General features: G+C 57.7%; 17 protein-coding genes. 12 read left to right on the top strand and 5 right to left on the bottom strand.

The genetic code is table 11. From position 1 onward, the window contains the following. Window positions 1–136 precede the first annotated feature (136 nt). The 4 genes from BN1012_RS13925 to BN1012_RS13910 all read left to right on the top strand — a co-directional run bounded on the left by BN1012_RS13925 (window position 137) and on the right by BN1012_RS13910 (window position 5,423). Window positions 137–1,402 carry a cytochrome P450 gene (locus BN1012_RS13925; RefSeq protein ID WP_081826416.1) on the top strand — a complete coding sequence of 422 codons (1,266 nt, stop codon included), beginning with the start codon at window positions 137–139 and terminating at the stop codon, window positions 1,400–1,402. Window positions 1,403–1,480: 78 nt separating this feature from the next. Beyond that, a complete protein-coding gene (locus BN1012_RS13920) occupies window positions 1,481–2,737 on the top strand; it encodes a cytochrome P450 (protein WP_043950063.1) in 1,257 nt (418 codons plus the stop codon). 79 nt (window positions 2,738–2,816) lie between these two features. Next, window positions 2,817–4,079, top strand: a complete 1,263-nt coding sequence (locus tag BN1012_RS13915) for a cytochrome P450 (protein WP_043950062.1) — start codon at window positions 2,817–2,819, stop codon at window positions 4,077–4,079. Window positions 4,080–4,160: 81 nt separating this feature from the next. After that, window positions 4,161–5,423, top strand: coding sequence for a cytochrome P450 (locus BN1012_RS13910; RefSeq protein WP_043950061.1), 1,263 nt, complete (start codon window positions 4,161–4,163; stop codon window positions 5,421–5,423). A gap of 70 nt (window positions 5,424–5,493) precedes the next feature. Here BN1012_RS13910 and BN1012_RS13905 read toward each other — a convergent pair whose 3' ends face one another. Further along, the gene (locus tag BN1012_RS13905; RefSeq protein WP_043951127.1) at window positions 5,494–6,588 is read right to left on the bottom strand and encodes a carboxylesterase family protein; all 1,095 of its coding nucleotides are present in this window, start codon (window positions 6,586–6,588) and stop codon (window positions 5,494–5,496) included. A gap of 168 nt (window positions 6,589–6,756) precedes the next feature. Between BN1012_RS13905 and BN1012_RS13900 the strand changes: the two genes are divergently transcribed. Next, window positions 6,757–9,132 (top strand): efflux RND transporter permease subunit, encoded by a 2,376-nt coding sequence (locus tag BN1012_RS13900; protein WP_081826415.1) that lies wholly within the window; start codon window positions 6,757–6,759, stop codon window positions 9,130–9,132. Here the strand turns inward: BN1012_RS13900 and BN1012_RS13895 are convergent. After that, window positions 9,113–12,226, bottom strand: coding sequence for an efflux RND transporter permease subunit (locus tag BN1012_RS13895; RefSeq protein WP_043950060.1), 3,114 nt, complete (start codon window positions 12,224–12,226; stop codon window positions 9,113–9,115). The two genes, BN1012_RS13900 and BN1012_RS13895, sit on opposite strands and share 20 nt — an antisense overlap. Window positions 12,227–12,244: 18 nt before the next feature. Further along, a complete protein-coding gene (locus tag BN1012_RS13890; protein WP_081826414.1) occupies window positions 12,245–13,354 on the bottom strand; it encodes an efflux RND transporter periplasmic adaptor subunit in 1,110 nt (369 codons plus the stop codon). A 210-nt stretch (window positions 13,355–13,564) separates the two neighbouring features. On the opposite strand from BN1012_RS13890, the gene BN1012_RS13885 reads away from it, so the two are divergent. The 5 genes from BN1012_RS13885 (at window position 13,565) to BN1012_RS17090 (ending at window position 18,350) form a co-directional block, all read left to right on the top strand. Next, a complete protein-coding gene (locus BN1012_RS13885; RefSeq protein WP_043950059.1) occupies window positions 13,565–14,809 on the top strand; it encodes a Glu/Leu/Phe/Val family dehydrogenase in 1,245 nt (414 codons plus the stop codon). 81 nt (window positions 14,810–14,890) lie between these two features. Next, on the top strand, window positions 14,891–15,283 hold the full coding sequence (locus BN1012_RS13880; protein ID WP_043950058.1) for an MAPEG family protein: 393 nt from the start codon (window positions 14,891–14,893) through the stop codon (window positions 15,281–15,283). Continuing rightward, the gene (locus BN1012_RS13875; protein WP_043950057.1) at window positions 15,280–16,128 is read left to right on the top strand and encodes a hypothetical protein; all 849 of its coding nucleotides are present in this window, start codon (window positions 15,280–15,282) and stop codon (window positions 16,126–16,128) included. The genes BN1012_RS13880 and BN1012_RS13875 overlap by 4 nt, the downstream gene beginning before the upstream one ends. A 75-nt stretch (window positions 16,129–16,203) precedes the next feature. Further along, window positions 16,204–17,391 carry an acetyl-CoA C-acyltransferase gene (locus tag BN1012_RS13870; RefSeq protein WP_043950056.1) on the top strand — a complete coding sequence of 396 codons (1,188 nt, stop codon included), beginning with the start codon at window positions 16,204–16,206 and terminating at the stop codon, window positions 17,389–17,391. A 29-nt stretch (window positions 17,392–17,420) separates the two neighbouring features. Beyond that, on the top strand, window positions 17,421–18,350 hold the full coding sequence (locus BN1012_RS17090) for an alpha/beta fold hydrolase (protein ID WP_052535368.1): 930 nt from the start codon (window positions 17,421–17,423) through the stop codon (window positions 18,348–18,350). Here BN1012_RS17090 and BN1012_RS13860 read toward each other — a convergent pair. Then, a complete protein-coding gene (locus BN1012_RS13860; protein ID WP_081826413.1) occupies window positions 18,347–18,937 on the bottom strand; it encodes a class I SAM-dependent methyltransferase in 591 nt (196 codons plus the stop codon). The genes BN1012_RS17090 and BN1012_RS13860 overlap by 4 nt on opposite strands. 98 nt (window positions 18,938–19,035) lie before the next feature. On the opposite strand from BN1012_RS13860, the gene BN1012_RS13855 reads away from it, so the two are divergent. Both BN1012_RS13855 and BN1012_RS13850 read left to right on the top strand, forming a co-directional pair. Then, the gene (locus BN1012_RS13855) at window positions 19,036–20,958 is read left to right on the top strand and encodes an alkyl/aryl-sulfatase (protein ID WP_043950055.1); all 1,923 of its coding nucleotides are present in this window, start codon (window positions 19,036–19,038) and stop codon (window positions 20,956–20,958) included. Window positions 20,959–20,964: 6 nt separating this feature from the next. Continuing rightward, window positions 20,965–22,056, top strand: coding sequence for a M14 family metallopeptidase (locus tag BN1012_RS13850; RefSeq protein ID WP_052535366.1), 1,092 nt, complete (start codon window positions 20,965–20,967; stop codon window positions 22,054–22,056). 21 nt (window positions 22,057–22,077) lie between these two features. Here the strand turns inward: BN1012_RS13850 and BN1012_RS13845 are convergent, their stop codons facing one another. Next, complete coding sequence (locus BN1012_RS13845) at window positions 22,078–22,512, bottom strand: tellurite resistance TerB family protein (RefSeq protein ID WP_043950054.1); 435 nt, start codon at window positions 22,510–22,512, stop codon at window positions 22,078–22,080. Window positions 22,513–22,640 lie beyond the last annotated feature (128 nt).

Below are 22,640 nucleotides of genomic sequence, written 5' to 3'. Positions count from 1 at the left end.
CTGCGTTACGCTGTCGACAACTGGCCGCAGGTCATATGCGGCGCGCTCGGCTTACCCCGTGGAAACAAATGGGGAGGCGGGGTCTTTTGTCATGTCGGCATTCGCAAGGGTGCCGCCCAACCGGAGGAAACGGTTCATGTCGCAGGCAGCTGTCCAACCCGAAGGCGAAATCGATCATACCGAGCGCGCATGGAGCATGCCGCTCAAAGACATCAACATCGCTGATCCAGACATTTTCCAGGCGGATGCCATCTGGCCGTATTTCGAGCGCCTGCGCAAGGAAGCTCCGGTCCACAAGGCCTACTCCCCTGACTTTGGTGAGTACTGGTCCGTGACACGCTACGAAGACATTATGGCGGTGGACACCAACCACCACGTGTTCTCTTCAAGCTGGGAACATGGTGGCATCACCCTGTTCGATCAAATTTCTGATTTTCAGTTGCCGATGTTCATTGCGATGGACCCGCCCAAACATGATCAGCAGCGCATCACCGTGCAGCCGATCGTTGCGCCGAATAATCTGAAGAACTGGGAAGGCCTGATCCGCGAACGGACCGGTCAGATTCTTGACTCCTTGCCCCGCGGCGAGGTGTTCGACTGGGTGGACAATGTGTCGGTTGAGCTCACAACCATGATGCTTGCGACCCTGTTTGATTTCCCGTTCGAACAGCGCCGCAAACTCACACGCTGGTCCGATGTGGCAACCGGGCGCAACAATCCGGAGATTGTTGCTGATGATGACCAGTGGCGTGCGGAACTGCTGGAATGCCTGGAAGCATTTACCGACATATGGAACGAGCGCATCAACTCCGACACGCCTGGCAATGATCTCATCACCATGCTGACACGTGGCGAGTCCACGAAGAACATGGACCCGATGGAGTATCTGGGAAACATCATCCTGCTCATCGTGGGTGGCAATGACACAACGCGCAACTCAATGACTGCGAGTGTCTATGCTCTCAACAAGTTTGCAGGTGAGTATGACAAGCTGCTCGCCAAACCGGATCTGATTCCGAATCTTTCATCCGAGATCATTCGCTGGCAGACACCGTTGGCTCACATGCGCCGGACAGCTCTTGAAGACATCGTTTTGAACGGTGCTCACATCAAGAAGGGTGACAAGGTGGCCATGTGGTACGTCTCGGGCAACCGCGACGAAAGCGTGTTTGAAGATGCCGACAAGGTCATTATCGACCGTCCAAATGCGCGCCGCCAGATGTCATTTGGGTATGGCATCCACCGTTGTGTGGGTAACCGGTTGGGCGAGCTGCAGATCAAAATTCTGTGGGAAGAAATTCTCAAGCGCTTCCCGAAGATTGAAGTGATGGAAGAGCCGACACGGACAAAGTCTGTCTTCGTGAAGGGCTACACTTACATGCCGGTTCGCATTCCTGCCTAGCTGTTGAAACGACAAGACCGCCCGGCGCCATGTTGCGTGGTTCCGGGCGTCTGACGCGATCAATCAAGAGGGACTCCCATGTCACAGGCCGCCGCCGAAACACCGTCCACAGTTGACCACCAAGAACGTGCCTGGAGCATGCCTCTTGAGGACATCAATGTCGCTGATGGTGCTCTTTTCCAGGACGATGCCATCTGGCCATACTTTGAGCGCCTGCGAAAAGAAGCGCCTGTCCATAAGGGGCATTCGGACGAATTTGGCGACTACTGGTCGGTGACGCGCTATGAAGACATCATGGCGGTGGATACCAACCATCACGTGTTTTCCTCTGAAGGCGCCATCACGCTGGCGGACCCGCTGGAAGACTTCAGGGCGCCGATGTTCATCGCCATGGATCCGCCCAAGCATGACAAGCAACGCATTACGGTTCAGCCCATCGTTGCGCCCAAGAACCTGCAAAACTGGGAAGGTCTCATTCGTGAGCGAACAGGGTTGATCCTTGATCAATTGCCGCGCAATGAAACCTTTGACTGGGTGGACAAGGTGTCAATCGAACTCACAACGATGATGCTGGCCACCCTGTTCGATTTCCCGTTTGAAGAACGCCGCCGCCTGACCCGTTGGTCTGACGTGGCAACCGGTCGTGACAACCCGGAAATCTACAAGAGTGAAGAACAGTGGCGCGGTGAGCTGATGGAATGCCTTGAGGCCTTTACCGGTCTTTGGAACGATCGGGTGAACTCCGATACGCCGGGTAATGACCTCATCAGCATGCTGGCCAGTGGCGAATCCACCAAGAACATGGACCCCATGGAGTATCTGGGGAACATCATTCTGCTGATCGTGGGCGGTAATGACACGACCCGTAATTCCATGACGGGCAGCGTCTATGCGCTCAACAAGTTTGCCGGCGAGTACGACAAGCTGATCGCTGATCCAAGCCTGATCCCTAACCTCTCGTCAGAAATCATTCGCTGGCAGACGCCCCTCGCTCACATGCGGCGTACGGCCCTGGAAGACATCGAGCTGAATGGCCAGATGATCAAGAAGGGCGACAAAGTTGCCATGTGGTACGTCTCCGGCAATCGGGACACTGCAGTCTTTGAGAACGCAGATGACGTGATCATCGACCGGCCGAACGCTCGCCGTCAGATGTCTTTTGGATATGGCATCCATCGCTGTGTGGGCAATCGCCTTGGCGAACTCCAGATCAAGATCCTCTGGGAAGAACTGCTGAAGCGCTTCCCGAAGATTGAGGTCATGGAAGAACCGACCCGCACCCGTTCTCCCTTCGTGAAGGGCTACACCTATATGCCAGTTCGCATTCCCGCGTAGCTGGCACGCACATTTTGTAAGTTTGGCGCGGCGTCCTCACTCCCTGAGGGCGCCGTTACATCAAAGGAAAGTAGAGTTCATGTCTCAGGCCGTCGCTGAACCGCAGACTGATGTCGATCATGCCGAGCGCGCATGGAGCATGCCACTCAATGAGATCAACCCAGCGCGGCGGGACCTGTTTCAGAATGACGTGATCTGGCCCTATTTCGAGCGCCTGCGTAAAGAAGCGCCGGTTCACAAGGCGTATGATGAGGACTTCGGCGAGTACTGGTCTGTCACGCGTTACGAAGACATCATGGCGGTGGACACGAACCATCACGTGTTCTCTTCGGACTGGACCAATGGGGGCATCACGCTTTTTGATGCGGCGGAAGACTTCCGTTTGCCCATGTTCATTGCCATGGACCCGCCAAAGCACGATCAGCAGCGTATTACCGTTCAGCCGATCGTTGCGCCCAACAATCTGAAGAACTGGGAAGGCCTCATTCGCGAGCGCACGGCTTACGTTCTGGATTCGCTCCCGCGCGGAGAGACATTTGACTGGGTGGACAATGTGTCCATCGAGCTGACCACGATGATGCTGGCAACCCTGTTTGATTTCCCGTTTGAGGAACGCCGCAAGCTTACCTTCTGGTCGGACATGGTCACGACCGATCCCAAGACACTTGAAGGTGGCGTTGAGGAAAAACGCGGCCATCTCCTGGCATGCCTGGAGTACTTCACCGGATTGTGGAATGAGCGCATCAACTCTGACACGCCGGGCAATGATCTGATCACCATGCTCACGCGCGGCGAGTCCACCAAGAACATGGACCCGATGGAGTATCTGGGGAACATCATCCTGCTCATCGTGGGCGGCAATGACACGACCCGTAATTCCATGACCGCCAGCGTCTACGGCCTCAATAAATTTCCGGGTGAGTACGACAAGCTGATCGCTGATCCGAGCCTGATCCCCAATCTCTCATCCGAGATCATTCGCTGGCAGACGCCGCTGGCCCATATGCGCCGCACTGCCCTTGAAGACATCGAGCTGAATGGCACGATGATCAAGAAGGGCGACAAGGTGGCCATGTGGTACGTCTCGGGCAACCGGGATGCGGACGTTTTTGAGAATGCCGACGACATCATCATCGACCGGCCAAATGCGCGTCGTCAGATGTCCTTCGGCTATGGCATCCATCGTTGCGTCGGCAATCGCCTCGGGGAACTTCAGATCAAGATCCTGTGGGAAGAAATCCTCAAGCGTTTCCCCAAGATCGAGCTGATGGAAGAGCCAACCCGGACGCCGGGCTGCTTCGTCAAAGGCTACACGTACATGCCGGTGCGTATTCCCGCTTAATCTTTGTGAATTAGGTTGAAATCTACAGGGCGCGCCCTCACTTAAAAATGACGCGTCGTCACTATTAGGAAAGAAGAGATCATGTCCCAGGCCGTTGCCGAACCGCATACCGAGATTGATCACACCGAGCGTGCGTGGAGCATGCCTTTGAATGAATTCAATCCCGCGCAGCGCGACCTATTCCAGAATGATGTGATCTGGCCGTATTTTGAGCGTCTTCGCGAGGAAGCGCCGGTTCACAAGTGCTTCGACGAAGAGTTCGGCGAGTATTGGTCGGTCAGCAGCTACGAGCACATCATGGCGGTGGACACCAACCACCAGGTGTTTTCCTCAAGCTGGGAACATGGCGGCATCACGCTTTTTGATGGGCCGGAAGATTTCCAGCTGCCTATGTTCATCGCGATGGACCAGCCCAAGCATGACGAGCAGCGCAAGACGGTTCAGCCGATTGTCGCTCCCAACAACCTCAAGTCCTGGGAACCGCTGATCCGCGAGCGCACCGGCATGGTGCTGGATTCACTGCCGCGCGGTGAGACATTCGACTGGGTGGACAATGTGTCCATCGAGCTGACCACCATGATGCTTGCCACGCTCTTTGACTTCCCATTTGAAGATCGTCGCAAGCTGACCTTCTGGTCAGACATGGTCACAACCGATGCCAATACACTTGAGGGCGGTGAGGAAGAGTGGAAGGGACACCTGCTTGAGTGCCTCGCCTACTTCACTGAGTTGTGGAACCAGCGCATCAATTCCGACAAGCCGGGCAATGATCTCATCACCATGCTGACGCGTGGCGAAGCGACCAAGAACATGGATCCCATGGAGTATCTGGGGAACATCATTCTGCTGATTGTTGGCGGCAATGACACGACCCGCAATTCCATGACGGGCAGCGTCTATGCGCTCAACAAGTTCCCGACAGAATACGACAAGCTCATTGCTGATCCAGGTCTGATCCCCAACCTGTCATCTGAAATCATCCGCTGGCAGACACCGCTGGCTCATATGCGCCGTACCGCGCTGGAAGACTTCGAGCTTGGCGGCAAGATGATCAAGAAGGGCGACAAGGTTGCCATGTGGTACGTCTCCGGCAATCGCGACAAGACAGTTTTTGAAAACGCGGATGATGTGATCATTGATCGTGCGAATGCCCGTCGCCAGATGTCATTCGGCTATGGCATTCACCGGTGCGTCGGCAATCGTCTCGGCGAGTTGCAGATCATGATCCTGTGGGAAGAAATCCTGAAGCGCTTCCCGAAGATCGAGCTGATGGCTGAGCCAACACGCTCACCTGGCTGCTTCGTGAAGGGTTACACCTACATGCCGGTTCGCATTCCAGAGTAGGCACCAACTGCACACCATTTGAAACGCTGTAGTTCCGTGACCGGGACTGCAGCGTTTTTTGTTTTGAGCCTCAGGACAAGAACCAGTCCATCACGCGTGCATTCATTTCGCGCGGATAGGTGTGAGACAGGTCGGCCAGTATTTCCAGTTCCACGTTTGCACCGCCTGCTGTGAGTGTCTGCGCTGCCATCTCCGCGAACTTGGATGGGAACATCCAGTCCAACGCTCCATGGATGACATAGATGGGCAGGTCCTTGAGGCGCCCAGGCGACGCCATCTCACCCAGCATGGGATGAAAGGCTGTCGACATGGGGGCGAGGTGGGTGAAGGGGCTATCGTCACGCAGGCCCGTCACATAGGAGAATGTGCCGCCGTCGCTCATGCCGGTGAGCAGCATTTTTGCAGGGTCGATGTTCCAGCGCTCACGCACGTGGGTGAGCATGGCCTCGAGGTTTGGTGTGTCTTCGTCTGGCCCCATCAGTGACCAGGTGTCGCCGCGGGAGGTTGGCGATATGAGGATGGCGCCGCGGCTTCTGGCTTCGCGCAGCCATGTCCACAAAAATGCCCTGCCATGACCTGAACCGCCGTGCAGCGCCATGATGACCGGGTAGGCACGTGCCTCGTCATAGTCCTCAGGTACATAGAGTGAAAACCCACCGCGCTGGTCGCGTGCGTTGCTGGCTTCGATGACGCCTGTGTTGTCCTTGTCCGCGCCGGCCGAGAGCGCTTCGATCTTCCCTTTGTTATCGCGCATGGAGGCTTCCAGAAAGAACCGGCTGACGGGGGGCAGAATGGCTGAGACCGGGTAGATCGCTTCACTGGCGCGCGATGCGTGGCGCAGGGATTTGTAGCATTCGAGAATGGCGTTCTCTGCATTGCCGGCTGCCGCGAGTTCGCCATAGGCCATGAGAATCTCTTCGGCGGCCTTGAGTACCCTGTCGCGCACGGGAAAGAGATGTTCGGGCCAGGGGGCGGCTTCAAACTGCGGACGGGCATCCCTGACGGCCATATCGACACCGGCCACATGTTCAATCAGCTCATCAACCTGCGGTGGGTGCAGCTTGCGCGCGACGTAGTCCAGCGTGTCCATGGCTGCCAACAATGGTGGTAAAAGCGCTGTCATGGCGGCGACAAGCTGGCCGTTTGTTGCGTCGTCATCAGCCATGATGCGCCGCCTCCCAAGCATCGTTAAGAATCATGTGTCCGGGCCAGTTGGCCATGAATCTGAGGTGTGCGCAAAACTCCCGATGATGTGCGGGTCTTGTGAGAGCGTCTGCGATATGCGAGCACATATGGAGCGGACGGTCTCCGCCAATTTTCCTCGAGGATGCTTATGTCGCCTTCTTCCGCTTCGCCGGGTCCCCTGGCCGGGTTTGTCGCCGGGGCTGAACGTTTTTTGTTCGCCTTTCGTGGGACCATTCTTGGTTTCTTCGTTCTCCTGACGCTCGTCAGCGGGTATCTGGCAAGTGGACTGGCAATCGATGCCGGCTTCCTGAAGCAGCTGCCGTCCGAGCATCCCTATATCGAGACCTTCTCGGACTATCGGGAGAAGCTTCCAGGCGCCAATGCGGTGATCGTGGCGGTCGAAGCCAATGATGGTGACGTATGGACGCCGGAATTTTTCCAGCGCTATTACGATATCTCCGACGAAGTCTTCTATCTGCCTGGTGTGGACCGCGCGACCATCCGTTCCATGTGGACGCCCAATACGCGGGTGATGGAAATCAATGAAGAAGGGTTCAAGGCTTACAATCTGATCCCTGCCAGCGTAACCCGGGAACGTATTACTGCAGAAGCCCTCGAACGCATTCGCGTTGATACCGTACGCGGCGGATTTGCAGGCCAGTATGTGGCGCACGACAACAGCGCCGTCCTGATCCGGTTCGAACTCGCGGAGATCAACCCGATCACCGGCGAGCGACTGGATTACATCGAGCTCGCCCATCAGCTTGAAATCGGACTGCGCGGCAAGTTTGAAGATGACCAGACCACCATCCGCATCATCGGATTTGCCAAAGGTATTGGTGACATTGCGGACGGGGCGGCTGGCGTCGTCTATTTCATGGGTCTGGCGCTCATCCTCACCGCCATCGCTGTTTATCTCTACGCACGGTCCTTCCAGCTGATGCTGCTGGCTGTGGGCAGCTCGCTCGTGTCCGTTGTCTGGCAGTTTGGGGCACTTTATTTGCTGGGCTATGGCCTGGACCCGCTGGCAATCCTTGTGCCTTTCCTAGTCTATGCCATCGGTGTCAGTCACGGGGTGCAGCAGATCAATCTGTTCACCAGCGAGCTGATTGACGGTGCGACCGCCGAGACGGCTGCGCGGTCGACTTTCAGTCGGTTGTTCCTGCCGGGCTCCATGGCGCTGATCACTGATCTTGTCGGTTTCCTCACCCTGGCGCTCGTGCCCATACCCATCATTCAGGAGATGGCGATTGTCGCCACGGTGGGTATTGCGCTCAAGATTATCTCGAACCTCATTATGCTGCCCCTGCTGGCCTCGTACATGAAACCGCGCGCAAATTTTGTTGCGCAGATTTCCAAGCTGCGTGCGTCGCGTGCGAGCCTGATGAAGAAGCTGGGCGGCGTGGCGCGCCCTGGACCCGCAAAACTCATTTTGCTGCTGGGTGCGGTTCTTTTTGTCGTGTCGATCTATCAGTCCCGCGACCGGCATGTGGGTGACCTCCATGCAGGCCTGCCGGAACTGCGGGAAGATGCCCGTTACAATCAGGATGTGAATTTCGTAACCGACAATTTCGCCATCTCGCTTGATGCCTTTATCACCGTGGCGGAACTTCCTGGTGAGGCGTGCATCGACCACACCTACATGAAGGCGCTGGAAGACTATGGCTGGCACCTCAGCAATGTGCCCGGTGTCGCGGCTGTTGTGTCTACGGCCACCGTTGCCCGCAACAATATGCGCCTGTGGATGGAAGACGACCTGCGCTGGTCGCATCTGCCACGCAACCCCACGACGCTTGGTCTCATCACATCACCCATCCCGTCCAGCACTGGCCTTATCAACCGGCGATGCAACGTGATGCCGGTGATTGCATTCCTGACGGATCACAAGGCTGAAACGGTCGAGCGCGTGGTGGCGGCCGCTGAAAGCTACATTGCGGATTACCCCGTTGAGGGTCTGACCCTGCGGCTGGCAACCGGCAATGCAGGCATCATTGCTGCAACCAATGAAGTGATCAGCGAAAACGAGTTGCCGATGCTGCTCTACGTGTTCGGCGCAATCATCGTGCTGGTCGGGTTTGCCTATCGCGACTGGCGCGCCATCATCTGCTGTTGCGCACCGCTGCTTGTTGCCACGTTCATGGGCTACTGGTTCATGACGGAGCTTGGCATTGGTCTCAAGTCGTCAACGCTGCCGGTGCTGGTGCTCGCGGTCGGCATCGGTGTGGACTATGCCTTTTACATCTACAACCGACTGCAGTTCCGGCTGGAGGCAGGCATCCGTCTTCAGGACGCGTTTCCGCAGGCCATGCAGGAAACCGGCATGGCAGTTGTGTTTACTGGTCTGACGCTCTCAATCGGCGTGGCAAGCTGGGCGTTTTCGGCGCTCAAGTTCCAGGCGGATATGGGGCTGCTGCTGTCCTTCATGTTCCTGGTGAACATGGTGGGAGCCGTCACGCTGCTGCCCGCACTTGCCTGGTTGCTTGAAGGATTGGCGCCACGCAAAGTTACTCGGCAGGCTGACTAGACGGGCGCTCGCGGAAGAGGCGGCGGCGAACATCACCGGGTGAACCCGTGTTGCGCGCCATGATGTTGTAGGTCACGGGCACCACGAAGAGGGTGAGTGCCACGGATGTCAGCACGCCTGCCAGAACGACAATACCAATGACGGCACGTGTTTCTGCGCCAGCACCTGAGCCGAGTATCAGGGGGAATGTGCCTGCCGCGGTTGTGATGCCCGTCATCAGGATGGGACGGAAACGCGTGATGGAGGCTTCGCGCAAGGCGTCGGCAAATTCAACGCCCTGATCACGCAGCTGGTTGGCAAATTCCACAATCAAAATGCCGTTCTTGGCTGCAAGGCCGACCAGCATGACAAGACCGATCTGGCTGTAAATGTTGAGGCTGGAGCCCGTAAGCCAGAGCCCCAGCAGCCCGCCGCCGATGACGACGGGGACGGTCAGCATGATGATAAGTGGGTGAATGAAGCTCTCGAACTGAGCGGACAGCACCAGGAAAACAACGGCTATTCCCAGCAAGAAGACAAAGAGCAGAGCGCCGCCAGCCGCGAAGAAGTCACGGGACTCGCCCTTGTAATCAACCACGACAGTATCCGGCAGCTTGTCGTCAACAATCTGGTTGAGATGCGCAATCGCGTCTCCCAGTGACAGGCCGTCCTCCAGATTGGCTTCAATGGTAATGGAGCGGATGCGGTTGTAGCGGTTGAGGGTCGTCGATCCTGCAAACTCCCTGATTGTCACCAGGTTCGACAGGGGGATCAGCCGATCACTGCGCGCGGAGCGGACATAGATGTTCTGCATGTCGGTTGGGGTGCGCTGGGCGTCGCGCTCGCCTTCCAGGATGACGTCGTATTCTTCCCCGCCATCGATGTAGGTAGTGACGCGGCGGGAGCCCAGCATGGTCTCAAGTGTTCTGCCGATCTCCGACACTGTGACGCCGAGTTCGGCTGCGCGGTCATAGTCCACGTCGACTTCTACCTGCGGCTGGGTTTCCTTGTAATCCCAGTCGAGGCCGCTCAAGCCTGGATTGTTGGTTTCCAACTCCTCCAGAATGATGTCCCGCCACTGAGCAATTTCATCATAGGTGCCGCCACCAATAACGAATTGAACCGGCTTGCTGGAGCCGCCGCCAAAACCGCGGCGCATGACCGGGAAGGCACTGACGCCTGGCAGATCGGACAGGCGCTGGCGCACTTCATCAATGATGACAAAGGCAGAGCGTCGATCGGACCAGTCATTGAGGACGCAGATAACGATGCCGGTATTGAAATTGGTGATATTGCCAAAGCTGCGCGGGCTGCGGACGAGCAGGGTGTGCATTTCCCCGCTGTCGAGATAAGGCACGAGCCGGGCCTCGATCTCGTCCATGTATTCGCTCATATAGTCGTGGGTTGCCCCCTGGGGTCCGTTGACAATGATGAAGAAGGCGCCTCGGTCCTCGCGGGGCGAATATTCACTGGGCAACAGGGTGAACAATCCAGCTGTGCCGACCAGCAAGGCAGCAAACACGCCACCGACAATGAGCGGGCGGGACAATGACCACTCCAACGCGTGGGCGTACCTGTTGCGCGAAGACAGCAGCAGCGCTTCGACGCGGGCACCGATGCTGCTGTCTGACCTATTCGGTTTGAGAATCTTGGACGCAATCATTGGGGAGATTGTGAGTGCCACAAGACTTGAGATGGCCACTGCAGCGGCCATGGTCAGGGCAAACTCGGCAAACAGCCGACCGATGTCGCCCTCTGTGAAGGCGATAGGCACGAACACGGAAATCAGGACCATGGTGGTCGCGATGACGGCAAAACCCACCTGACGGGTGCCTTCAAAGGCGGCGACGAGGGGCGTCTCTTTGAGTTCATCCATTCGGCGCTGAATATTCTCAAGCACAACAATGCTGTCATCCACCACCAGGCCAATCGCCAGAACAAGGGCCAGGAGTGTCAGCAGGTTGATTGAAAACCCGAGGATCAGGACAAGAGTGAAGCTTGCAATGATGGAAATCGGCACCGTGACCGCGGGCACAAGCATTGCGCGCAGATTGCCGAGAAACGCCAGGATAACCAGCACAACAAGGATCATGGCAATGGCGAGTGTCTTGTAAACCTCGTTGATGGCGCCTTCCACAAAGATGGATGTGTCAAAACTGACGGTGACTGACATGCCTTCCGGCAGCGTTGGGTTCAGGCGGTCTGCTTCGGCCTTCGCACCACGCGCGACGTCGATGGTGTTGGCGGTTGACTGCTTGACGATGCCCAGGCCGACACGGGGCAATGTGTTGCCCCTGAAGAAAGTCCTGTCTTCAGCTGCTGCCCGTTCCACCCGCGCGATGTCGCCCAGGCGAACGAGGTAGCCATCATCGCCTCGGGCCAGCACGAGATGAGCGAAGTCGTCTGCATCATTGAAAGAGCGGGCGACCCGCACGGTGAACTGCCGCTCCAGGCTTTCCACACTGCCTGCGGGGAGCTCGACGTTTTCCGCGCGCAAAGCGCGTTCTACGTCTGATGCGGTCAGACCACGGGCTGCCATTTCCAGGCGGTCCAGCCAGATGCGCATGGCGTAGCTTTTAGCACCCGACAGGCGGACACGTGCCACGCCGGGCAGAACCGAGAAGCGGTCCAGTACATAGCGCTCGGCGAAATCCGTCAGCTCAAGGACAGACATTTCGGGGCTGGAGAGGGATAGCCACACAATGACGTCCTGATTGGCATCGCGCTTCTGGACTTCCGGCGGATTGGCTTCTTCTGGAAGGTTGTCGAGAATACGCGACACGCGGTCACGAACGTCATTGGCAGCAGAGTCCACATCACGCCCGGTCTTGAACTGGATGGTGACATTGCTCTCGCCGTCTTCGCTGCTGCTTTGGATGAAATCCACACCTTCGACACCGGAGATGCGGTCTTCGATGATTTCGGTGATCCGCGACTCGACAATGGATGCGGCAGCGCCGGGATAGCTGGTTTCGATGGTGACGACAGGGGGGTCGATGTCTGGGTATTGCCGCAAGGGAAGCTGCGTAAAGGACACAATGCCGAAGACAACGAGCAGCATCCCCAGCACCATGCCGAAGACTGGTCGGGTGACGGAGAGGTCTGAGAGAAACATGGGAGGTATCCTGTTTGCTTATCCGTCGGCGGGCGTATTGGTGGCGGCGTCAGACCCTAAAAGGTTCTCAAGTGTGTCGCCTTGCGTGCCGGTCGCCCGGACGATGACTGCCTGGTTCGGCTGCAACTGACCGGCGCCCCGTGTGACGATGATTTCGCCTGCGCGAAGCCCGTCCGTCACTTCCACCTCACCCGGGCGCCGGGCGCCGATGATAATGCGGCGGCGCTCGGCAATCAGGGAGCCGTCTTTTTCGACAACCACAAATGCGTAGGTCTCGCGCGCTATGGGAACGATTGCTTCTTCGGGAATGGCGACGGCGTCGCGCGGGTTGCGCAACAGTTCAACCGACATGAGAAGGCCCGGGCGCAGCACGCGGTCTTCGTTTTGCAGGAGGGCTCGCACGATGATTGAACGGGTTACAGGATCAATCTCGTTGTCGAGGCTCGAAATTTCACCGTCAAACTCCTGCCCTGCGAGGGCGCGGGCCTTGGCGCGAATGGCAATGCCCGGCTTGAGAGATGACAGGAAGGTGGAGGGCACCGAAAAATCGAGTTTCATCACACCGTCATCATGGATGCGGGTAATGACATCGCCCGGAGTAACCAGGGCGCCGACCGAGATGCGGCGAAGACCAACGACACCATCAAAGGGGGCTGTGATGACGCGGTCTTTCAAGCGGGACTGGAGGGCCCGCCTGCGGGCAACCGCAGTTTCATAGGCCCGATTGCGCTCATCAAGAACAGAGCGGGAAATCGTCCCTTGGCCAACAAGGGTTCTGGCCCGATTGAGCTGACGTCGGGCTTCTTCCGCCGCGGCGTTTTCTTCTTCCAGCAGGGCACGCTCCTCGCCGTCGGCCATGGTCAGCAGCGTGTCACCCACACCTACCCTGGCGCCGTCATCGAAATAGACGCCGGTCACCGTGTCGGTGACAGTCGCGGTAATTTCGACAGTCTCGTTTGCTCTAAGGGTGCCAATGGCTTCGAGCCGGTCCACGAACCGGCTTGTTGTCGCCTCTTGCGCAAACACCTGTGCGGGACCGCCGCGCCCCTGAGCGAGCACCGGCGACGCCATGGTCAAGGCGAGAAGGGTGGCGAAGACTGATGCGGTGTGACGGTGTGAACGCTGCATGGCTTTCGAAGGTGTCCGGCGGTTGGCTACCCTGTGACAAAGCACCGTATATGAGACGCCGATGCGTCCGTGCTGGAAACAGGCTCATGTGGATTCATGAAAGTGTACGCTACCTCGTGCTCAATGCGGTAATGACAAATTCTTGTGAGTGGCAGTCCCTCGTCGCTGACCCATATGAAGGCTCAATAGCTATAGACCGGAGCGTTTTTCATGTCTTCTTCCCCCCTTGATGTTTGCGCCTTCCTCGAGCGCGCAGCAGATGCCCTTGACCTGAATGTCGACGTGCGTGAGGTGCTGAGGCATCCCACACGATCTGTCGCAGCCAGTATCAATGTGCGTATGGGAGATGGCTCTTTGCGGACCTTCCCGGCCTGGCGGACGGTGTATTCAAATGCGCTGGGCCCGGCCAAGGGCGGCATTCGCTTTCACCCCTCGGTTGATGCCGAAGAGGTCAAGACACTGTCTTTCCTGATGACCTTCAAAACAGCCCTGGCCGAGCTGCCGTTTGGTGGCGGCAAGGGTGGCGTTGCCGTCGATCCAGGCGAACTGAGCCGCCATGAACTGGAGCGTGTGGCGCGGGGCTATGTGCGCGCCCTGCGCCAGGACCTGGGAGTTGGTCGCGATGTACCTGCCCCGGACGTCAATACCAACGGCACGGTTCTGGCCTGGATGGCAGACGAGTTGGCGGCGTTGGAAGGCACTGCGCAGACGGCCAGCATCACTGGCAAGCCGATCGTGCTGGGCGGTATCGAGGGACGAACGGAAGCGACGGGTCGGGGGGCGGCAAAGGTCGTGATGGCCTTGAAAGAGCATCTGGAGCTTTCTGATGATGCCAGTTTTGCCATCCAGGGCTTTGGCAATGCCGGTGCTCAATTTGCCAACGACATGCACGATGCCGGGTTCCGAATTGTTGCCATTTCAGACTCGTCCGGTGCCGTCTATTCAGCTAATGGGCTGGATCCCAAGAAGGCCGAAAGCTACAAATCCGAAAATGGTGGCATCAAGGGCTTTGCCGACGCGGTGGCGGACAATGATCTGCGCAAAGTGGAGGCAGATGTACTGGTGCCCGCTGCACTGGGTGGCTGGATCGATGAAACAAATGCTGACGACGTCGCGGGCGGTGTCGTTGTTGAAGTGTCAAATCAGGCGTGCACCGTAGAAGGCGCGGACCGGCTGACAGAGCGCGGTGTCCATGTTGTGCCTGACATTCTCGCGAACGCAGGTGGGGTCAGTGTCTCCTATCTTGAGTGGGTTCAAAACCGCACCGGTGAGCAAATGGGGCGCGATGAAGTGTTTGCGGATCTGGATGCCCGCATGGAACGGATGGCAAAAGCTGTTGCAAGCCGGGCTGAGGACGATGATACGGATTTGCGCTCTGCGGCGTATCGTATTGCAGTGTCGCGTATCGCCGAGGCGATTGAATCCATGGGCACGCGCAGGCTGTTCAACGAATAGCCTTTTGAACGCGGCTTTTGGTGCATGCTAGGCTTTGAACAAGTGTCGGCTTAACGGCACAGTTACAAGGGGAGTTTCTACATGGGCATTGCTGTTCTGTGCGTCGTTGCGATGGCGCTTCTTATCTTTCTGCTGGGGTTCTGGGTGTCGGTCCAGCGTGGGCGAACCAACGTGATCACGGGCATTGAAGCGGACCCGACCAGTGGACTCAACAAAGCCGTGCGGGCACACGGCAATGCCGCTGAGTATGTGCCTATTCTCGCGATACTCACGCTTTACCTTGGTACGCAGGATGTAGCGGCCTGGGTTGGCTGGGCGATGATTGTTGCCGCTGTCAGTCGCTATCTCGTGGTCTTGGGGTTTTTGACCTGCAAGACTCTTGAAAAACCACATGTGCTTAAAGCTGTGGGTGCGCTGGGAACCTATGTGGCGGGTCTTGCCATGTGCTTTGCGGCCTACCAGACAGTCGTGTGATTACTGACGGCGCATCAATTGACCCAAGTCTTGTCGCCCTGCTGCCGCCATTGGCAGAGAGGTTGCTCGCTGCCGTACCCGGACAAACCGGAATGGTTGTTGCGGGCATTTGTGGCGCTCAAGGCTCCGGCAAGACAACTCTGGCGCACGCGCTGGAAGCAGAACTCGCCAAACACGGCAAGCGGGCACTGACGCTGTCGCTGGATGATTTCTATTTGCCCAAAGCAGCCCGAACTGCGCTGGGTGATGATGTCCATCCGCTGTGTGTCACCCGAGGTGTGCCCGGGACCCATGACATGGGCTTGTTTTCTGCAACCCTTTCAGCGCTTGCCTCTGCGGGGCCGCAACACACGACATCGCTTCCCGTCTTCTCGAAACTCGATGATGACCGTCTACCGATAGACCAGTGGCGCGCGTATGTGGGGCGTCCGGATGTGGTTCTGTTTGAAGGCTGGTGCGTGGGTGCTCAGCCAGAGGCAGAGGATGGCTGGCGTGGGCCGATCAACGATCTTGAAGCCGCGGAAGACCCTGATGGCGTGTGGTGGCGATGGTGGAATGGAGCTCTGGCCAATGACTATTGGCCCATCTGGGGCGAGCTTGATCCGCTCATTTTAATCCGCGTGCCGGGGATTGAGAGCGTGGTTCGCTCCCGCATCAAGCAGGAAGCAGGGCTTGCTGCCGCTGAACCTGACAAGCCCACCATGGACGAGGCCGCGGTGCGCCGGTTTGTGGCGCATTATGAGCGCTTGACCCTGCGGATTTGGGACGAGATGCCCGCACGTGCCCATGTGGTGATTGACCGGAACGACAGCTTTACGTTTTCAATCACCGGCGCCATACGCTAAAACCGCGCCCATATTGAAATTTGTCGGCTGAAGGCCGTCATCCGCAGATCATCTTCAAAGAAGAGAGCAAGTCCGATGGAAAAAGATCCCGTTGTAATCGTTGGTGCCAAACGCACGCCCATGGGTGGGTTTCAAGGTGATCTGTCTGCTGTCAGCGCACCGGACCTTGGTACGCACGCCATTCAGGCCGCCCTCGAAGATGCAGGCCTTGAGGCCGACCAGGTGGATGAAGTGATCATGGGGCTAGTGCTTCCCGCCGGGACCGGACAGGCGCCGGCGCGTCAGGCGTCACGCCGCGCAGGTATCCCCGATGAAGCAGGTGCAACAACCATCAACAAAGTGTGCGGCTCAGGCATGAAAGCTGCGATGCTGGCCCATGACGGTATCCTGGTTGGCTCCGCTGACATTGTGGTCGCTGGTGGTATGGAGAGCATGACCAATGCGCCCTACCTTCTGCCCAATGCCCGCGGCGGCATGCGTATCGGCCATGGTGAAGTGAAAGACCACATGTTCCTTGATGGCCTGGAAGATGCCTATGAAGAAGGCCGTGCCATGGGCACGTTTGCGGAAGACACAGCTGAAAAGTACCAGTTCACGCGCGAAGCCCAGGACGCCTACGCGATTGAGAGCCTGAAACGCGCCAAGACAGCAAACGAAGATGGCAGCTTTGACGGCGAAATTGCACCGCTCACCATCAAGACCCGCAAAGGCGAAGTAACGATCTCCTCCGATGAGCAGCCGTTCAAAGCGTCACCGGAAAAGATCCCCAATCTGCGGCCAGCGTTCCGCAAGGACGGAACGGTCACGGCGGCCAACTCCAGTTCCATTTCAGATGGGGCTGCCGCGTTCGTCATGATGCGTCAGTCTGAAGCTGAGAAGCGCGGTCTCAAACCCATCGCTGCCATTCGGGCGCACGCGACGAACTCTCATGCGCCTGAGTGGTTCACAACGGCACCGGTCAAGGCCATTGAGAAGGTCATTGACCGCGCAGGCTGGTCGACGGATGACGTCGATCTCTATGAAGTGAATGAGGCCTTCGCCGTTGTTGCCATGGCCGCGATGCATGACCTTGGCCTGCCTCACGACAAGGTCAATGTGAATGGTGGCGCGTGTGCCCTTGGACACCCGCTTGGCGCATCTGGTGCCCGCATCATGGTCACACTCATGAATGCCCTGCGCACTCGAGGTCAGAAAAAGGGCGTTGCTTCCCTGTGCATTGGTGGTGGCGAAGCAACGGCCATTGCTCTTGAGATGCTGAACTAGCAACGCAACTCAGACCGGGAGGCGACCTCATGTGGAAGTTCTGGATTATTGGCGTTCTGGCAGTGCTCGTTGTTGGTGTCGCTATCGCGTATGCGCTGGCAGATCGCGAGACAATGACAGCAGAGGAATTCCGCACGGGCTCCGGATATGAGACTGTGGCCCTTGCTACTGGTGTCACGGCCTATAAGGACATGGGTCCGAAGGATGCAACACCGCTGGTGATTGTGCATGGTGCAACGCTGGGGTCGGTTGCTTACGAAGCGTACTACCAGCCCTTTCTGAATGCGGGTTACCGGGTCATTTCTTACGATCAGTATGGGCGCGGTTTTTCAGACCGTCCGGATGCTGACCTTTCCATCGACTTCATGCGTGAGCAATTGCTCGGCTTGCTCGATTATTTGCAGATCGAGCGTACGTCGCTCTATGGGGTGTCATTTGGCGGGGCTGTCATTGCCCGATTTGCAGCGGCCCATCCTGATCGGGTGACAGGTCTGGGTTTCCAGGTGCCGCTTATTGAAGCGCCGCGCAGTGGACTGCTGCAAGTTGCCAGTCTGCCAGTGGTCAAGCCGCTGATCGGCCGCCTGCTCATGGTGCCTGCGATCATTGATCGTGGAGAAAGCTTCGGGGTTGAAACCGAAGAGCAGCGGCGCGTGGTGAACCACTTCAAGACACAGTTTGAAGTCGAGGGTACGCAACGCATGCTGATGTCCATGCTGACCGGTGATGCCATGTCGAGCCGCCTTGCGGATCACGTGACTATTGCTGCTGCTGATATTCCGACGCAGTTTGTTTACGCAACGGATGATCCTGAGATATTGCCCGAGACCGTTGAGGCAGCCATTGACAATTATGAAGCCGCTGATGTGCACACCTATACCGGCGGGCACTTCTTCTCGGCGACGAAGCAGGATGAGCTTGCAGCGAAGTTGGCAGCTTTCTTCAAGGCAAACGGGGTCTAGGTGCGCTCGATCCTGTAAACGAAGGCGGGAGGCAGATTGCGCAGCGCCATCGCTTCATAGGTCGCCTTGAGGCCAAACTCTTCCAGGACATCAGGACCAATCGGGCAGCGCGGCCGGTAGGTGAATTGCCGGTAGCACCCGCCCGGCTTCAGTCGGCTGAAGGCGCCGCGCATGATCGCACGATGGTTGTCGCGTGACATGTTCACAAGCGGCAAGCCGCTGACAACAGCATTGAGGTCGCACACCTCTGCGGGCAGCGTCTCAATTTCAAAAGCAGAATGATCGACAATGCGTGCTCCGGGGAATTGCTCGGTGAGCGAGCGGATGAAGTCCGGGTTCATTTCGATCACTGTCAGATTGCTGCCGGTGACACCTGCATTCGCGATGCCGCGTGTCAGCGTGCCGGTACCGCCTCCCAGCTCCAGCACCCTTGAGTTCGCATCGAGTCCGGTCGCCATCTTGCGAGACAGGACGGCGCCCGACGGTGCAATAGCGCCGACGCTTTTCGGATTTCGAATGAACTGCCAAATGAAGTTCAGAAAGGAAGACTTTTTGGCTGGTTGGATAATGTCTGTCATCAAACTCATGGCGAAGACGCTACGGGTCGCGCATACTGCCAGAAAATGTGAAAGCGCGCGCTGCAAACCACACAAAATGCGGCGTGATTTTGGGAGAGGATCAGGGAATGTCGGACATCAATCCAAAAGAGGCCAGCGCCACAACCGCTGCGGCCAATGCGGCGGTCATGGATGGCGTTCTGGATTTTTCAGACAGGCAAAGCTTTGAGGATGCGGGTCGCGGCTTCATTGCAACCATTGATCCCATCACCATCACCCGGGAGAGTGATGGCAAGACGACTTATGACCTTGAGGCGGTGAAATTCCTGGAAGGTGAGGCCCCCGCCACGGCAAATCCGAGCCTGTGGCGTATGGCGCAGCTCAACGGCCTCAATCATGGGCTTTTTGAAGTGGTGTCGGGCATTTATCAGGTGCGCAGCTTCGATATTGCCAACATGACCCTCATCAAGGGTGAAACGGGCTGGATTGTAATCGATCCGCTCACATCGTCTGAATCCTCCGCCGCCGCCCTGGCGCTTGCCAACAGGGAGCTTGGAGAGCGGCCGGTCAAGGCCATCATCATCACCCACAGTCACGCAGACCATTTTGCGGGAACATTGGGCGTAGTTGATCCTGCTGATGTGGCTTCGGGCAAGATTCCGCTGGTCACACCGGTCGGGTTCACCCAGGAATCCCTGTCCGAAAACGTCCTGGCGGGTCCGGTCATGCAGCGGCGCGCGACCTATATGTACGGTAATCTGCTGAAGCCGGATCCAAAGGCGTTTTTGACGACCGGGCTTGGCGCGGCCCTCTCCATGGGGACGACGGGATTTGTGCCCCCAAATGACGAGATCTGTGAAACCGGTGAAACGCGGGTCCTGGACGGGATTGAAATTGAATTTCAGATGACCCCGGGCACCGAGGCGCCTGCGGAAATGGTCTTCTTTTTCCCGCAGTTCAAAGCGCTTTGCATGTCAGAGATCACGTCTCACCACATGCATAATGTCTATACGCCGCGTGGTGCGCAGGTGCGTGACGCGCTGGCCTGGTCAGCTCAGATCAATGAAAGCATTGATCTGTTCGGCGATCGGCTGGAAGTCGAGTTTGCCTCTCACCACTGGCCCATCTGGGGCCGTGAGCGGGCGGTGGACTACCTCAAGAAGCAGCGTGACCTCTACAAATATGTGCATGACCAGTCGCTGCGTCTGGCGAACTTGGGTTACAACAAGGAAGAAGTCGCCGAGCAGCTTGAATTGCCCACGTCGCTGGCAAAGGAATTCTACAACCGCGACTATTACGGCGCGCTCGCAGCCAACGCGAAGGCTGTTTACGTCAAGTATCTGGGCCATTTTGACGGCAATCCCGCCAATCTTTTCCCGCACCCGCCCACGGCAGCAGGTGCCCGCTATGTTAAATTCATGGGCGGCGCCGACAATGTGATTGCGCAGGCCAGGCAGTCGTTTGATGACGGTGATTATCGCTGGGTGGCCGAAGTGCTGAACCACGTGATCATGGCAGACGAGACCAATACCGAGGCGAAATTGCTGGCGGCGGATGCCCTTGAGCAGCTGGGGTATCAGGCTGAATCCGGGCCGTGGCGCAATTTCTATCTGTGTGGTGCGCTGGAGCTGCGTCACGGTGTGCCGGAAGGTCGGCCCCTGCAGGTCAGTGAGGGCATGGCTGCCGGCATGCCGCTTGAAAACCTGTTTCAGGCAATGGCTGTTCGGCTCAATGGCCCCAAGGCAGACGGCAAGAATTTTGCCTTCAACTTCGAGTTTACGGACACCAAGGAGAGCTATGAGCTGACGCTGGAGAATTGCGTGCTCAACTATTTCCCGGGGCGCTCGAACCCCCGTCCAACGGCGACGCTCAAACTGGCGACCCTGGATTTCAAACTGTTGATGCTTCAGGTCAGGGATGCTGCGACCCTGATGGGAGACGGTAAGCTTGAGATAGAAGGTGAAGCGCTGGCTTTTGCTGAGCTGGCGGGCCTCTTTGACAAGTTCAACCCGCGTTGGCCCATTGTGACGCCGCGCCCTGCCTGGAGTTAGAAACTGATGTCCGACGCAAGCATGCCTGACGTGGAGGCTTGTTTTTCGGCGTCCTACCCTGAGGCCCGCACAAAGTTTCTGTCTGCCTGTGAGGCGGCCGGGTTTGAGCTGGAGGCTGTTCAGAACACGACTGCGACAGGTCGCGATGGAGAAGCGCTCTACGCGGACATTGCCTCAAAGGGTCCAAAGGACGCGTCCCACGTGGTGCTTGTCACATCAGGGACGCACGGGATTGAGGGCTATTGTGGATCAGGCTGCCAGATATCCCTGGTACAGGCGGGCCTGTTTGCCACCTTGCCGACAGATACCCGGATCGTTCTTGTGCACGCGGTAAATCCATATGGATTTTCACACCAAAGACGTGTGAATGAAGAAAATATCGACCTCAACCGGAATTTTGTGGATCACATGTCCAGCCATCCAGACAGTTCAGCCTATGAAGCCATCCACCCGATTATCGCGCCTGCGGACTATGGCGACCGTCCGGAGCATTGGGATGGGGAAGTGCTGACCTGGATTGGCGCCCACGGGATGGATGCCTTCCGTCAGGCCGTGAGTGGCGGGCAGTATACCTGCCCGGACGGGCTGTTTTTTGGCGGGACGGCGCCTTCATGGTCCAACGGAATGGTTCGGACTTTGATGCAGAGCCTTGCGAGCAAGGCGACCCGGTTTCGCTTTATTGACATCCACACGGGGCTTGGCCCGTTTGGCCATGGGGAGAAATTGGGGCTTGGGACGTCGAGCGACGTTAAAAGGGCCCAACGCATCTGGGGCGCGGACGTGACCGATCTGGCGGGCGGCGACAGCGTGTCCGCTGTGGTGGCAGGTGATATGGGCGGCGCCTTTTTTGACGCGGTTTCACCGGATATGGATGCTGCGGGCATTGCCCTCGAATATGGCACGCAGGACCCGGTTTCGGTTCTGGGGGCTTTGCGGTGGGACAACTGGCTTGCCGCGCATGGCGATCCAGCCGGAAGCGATGCTTCTGCGATCAAGCAGAAGATGCGGGACGCGTTTTATCCAGATGATGGCAGCTGGCGGGCAAGCGTCGTCGATCAGGCGCGCAGTGCTGTCACTCAGGCCATTAATGCAAGTTAGTTGTCGTTAACGCTTTACAGTCTAAGCAGCCAGTCGAGCCTTGGCCGTCGCCTGCGTGGCATTGAGTTCTGCCTGGCCCATGCCAAGTTTGTTGGCAATTGCGAGAATCGCGTGATTTTCGAACCGGTGCAGTTCCCCGTCAGCCAGGGCAATTTCCCATAGCATCTCTAGCAATGCGGTCTTCTGCTCGGGTGAAAAATGCTGGTTTACCGATTTGAGAAGTTGGTTGTCATCATAGGTTGTCCGGGGTTTCGCCGTCGCTTCCACCACCATGCGGCTTGCGTCGCTTTCGGACATTCCAAACCGGCGCGACAATGTGCGCGCAACCGCCGTGCGTTCGGCTGCATCATAGTCATCATCCATCCGGATGACCTCCAACAACAAGCCAACCGCGACGGTTGTCTCGTCGGGCAGGTCTGATCCACCTCCAAGCAGCTGTTTGAGGGCGTCGATCATTGGGTCGTCTCCGCGATGTCTGGTGTTGATTTGAATGGGACTATAGCGACTTCGCGCTCACCCATGCGAGCTCTTGCGCTGCACTGTTTGAAACAATCTGCCATGGCGGGGGAAGCGGAATGAGCCGT

Source organism: Candidatus Phaeomarinobacter ectocarpi (assembly GCF_000689395.1).
GTDB classification, from domain to species: domain Bacteria; phylum Pseudomonadota; class Alphaproteobacteria; order CGMCC-115125; family CGMCC-115125; genus Pyruvatibacter; species Pyruvatibacter ectocarpi.
Note: the sequence above shows the minus strand (reverse complement) of the source record. Positions and strands in the feature narration are given on the sequence as shown.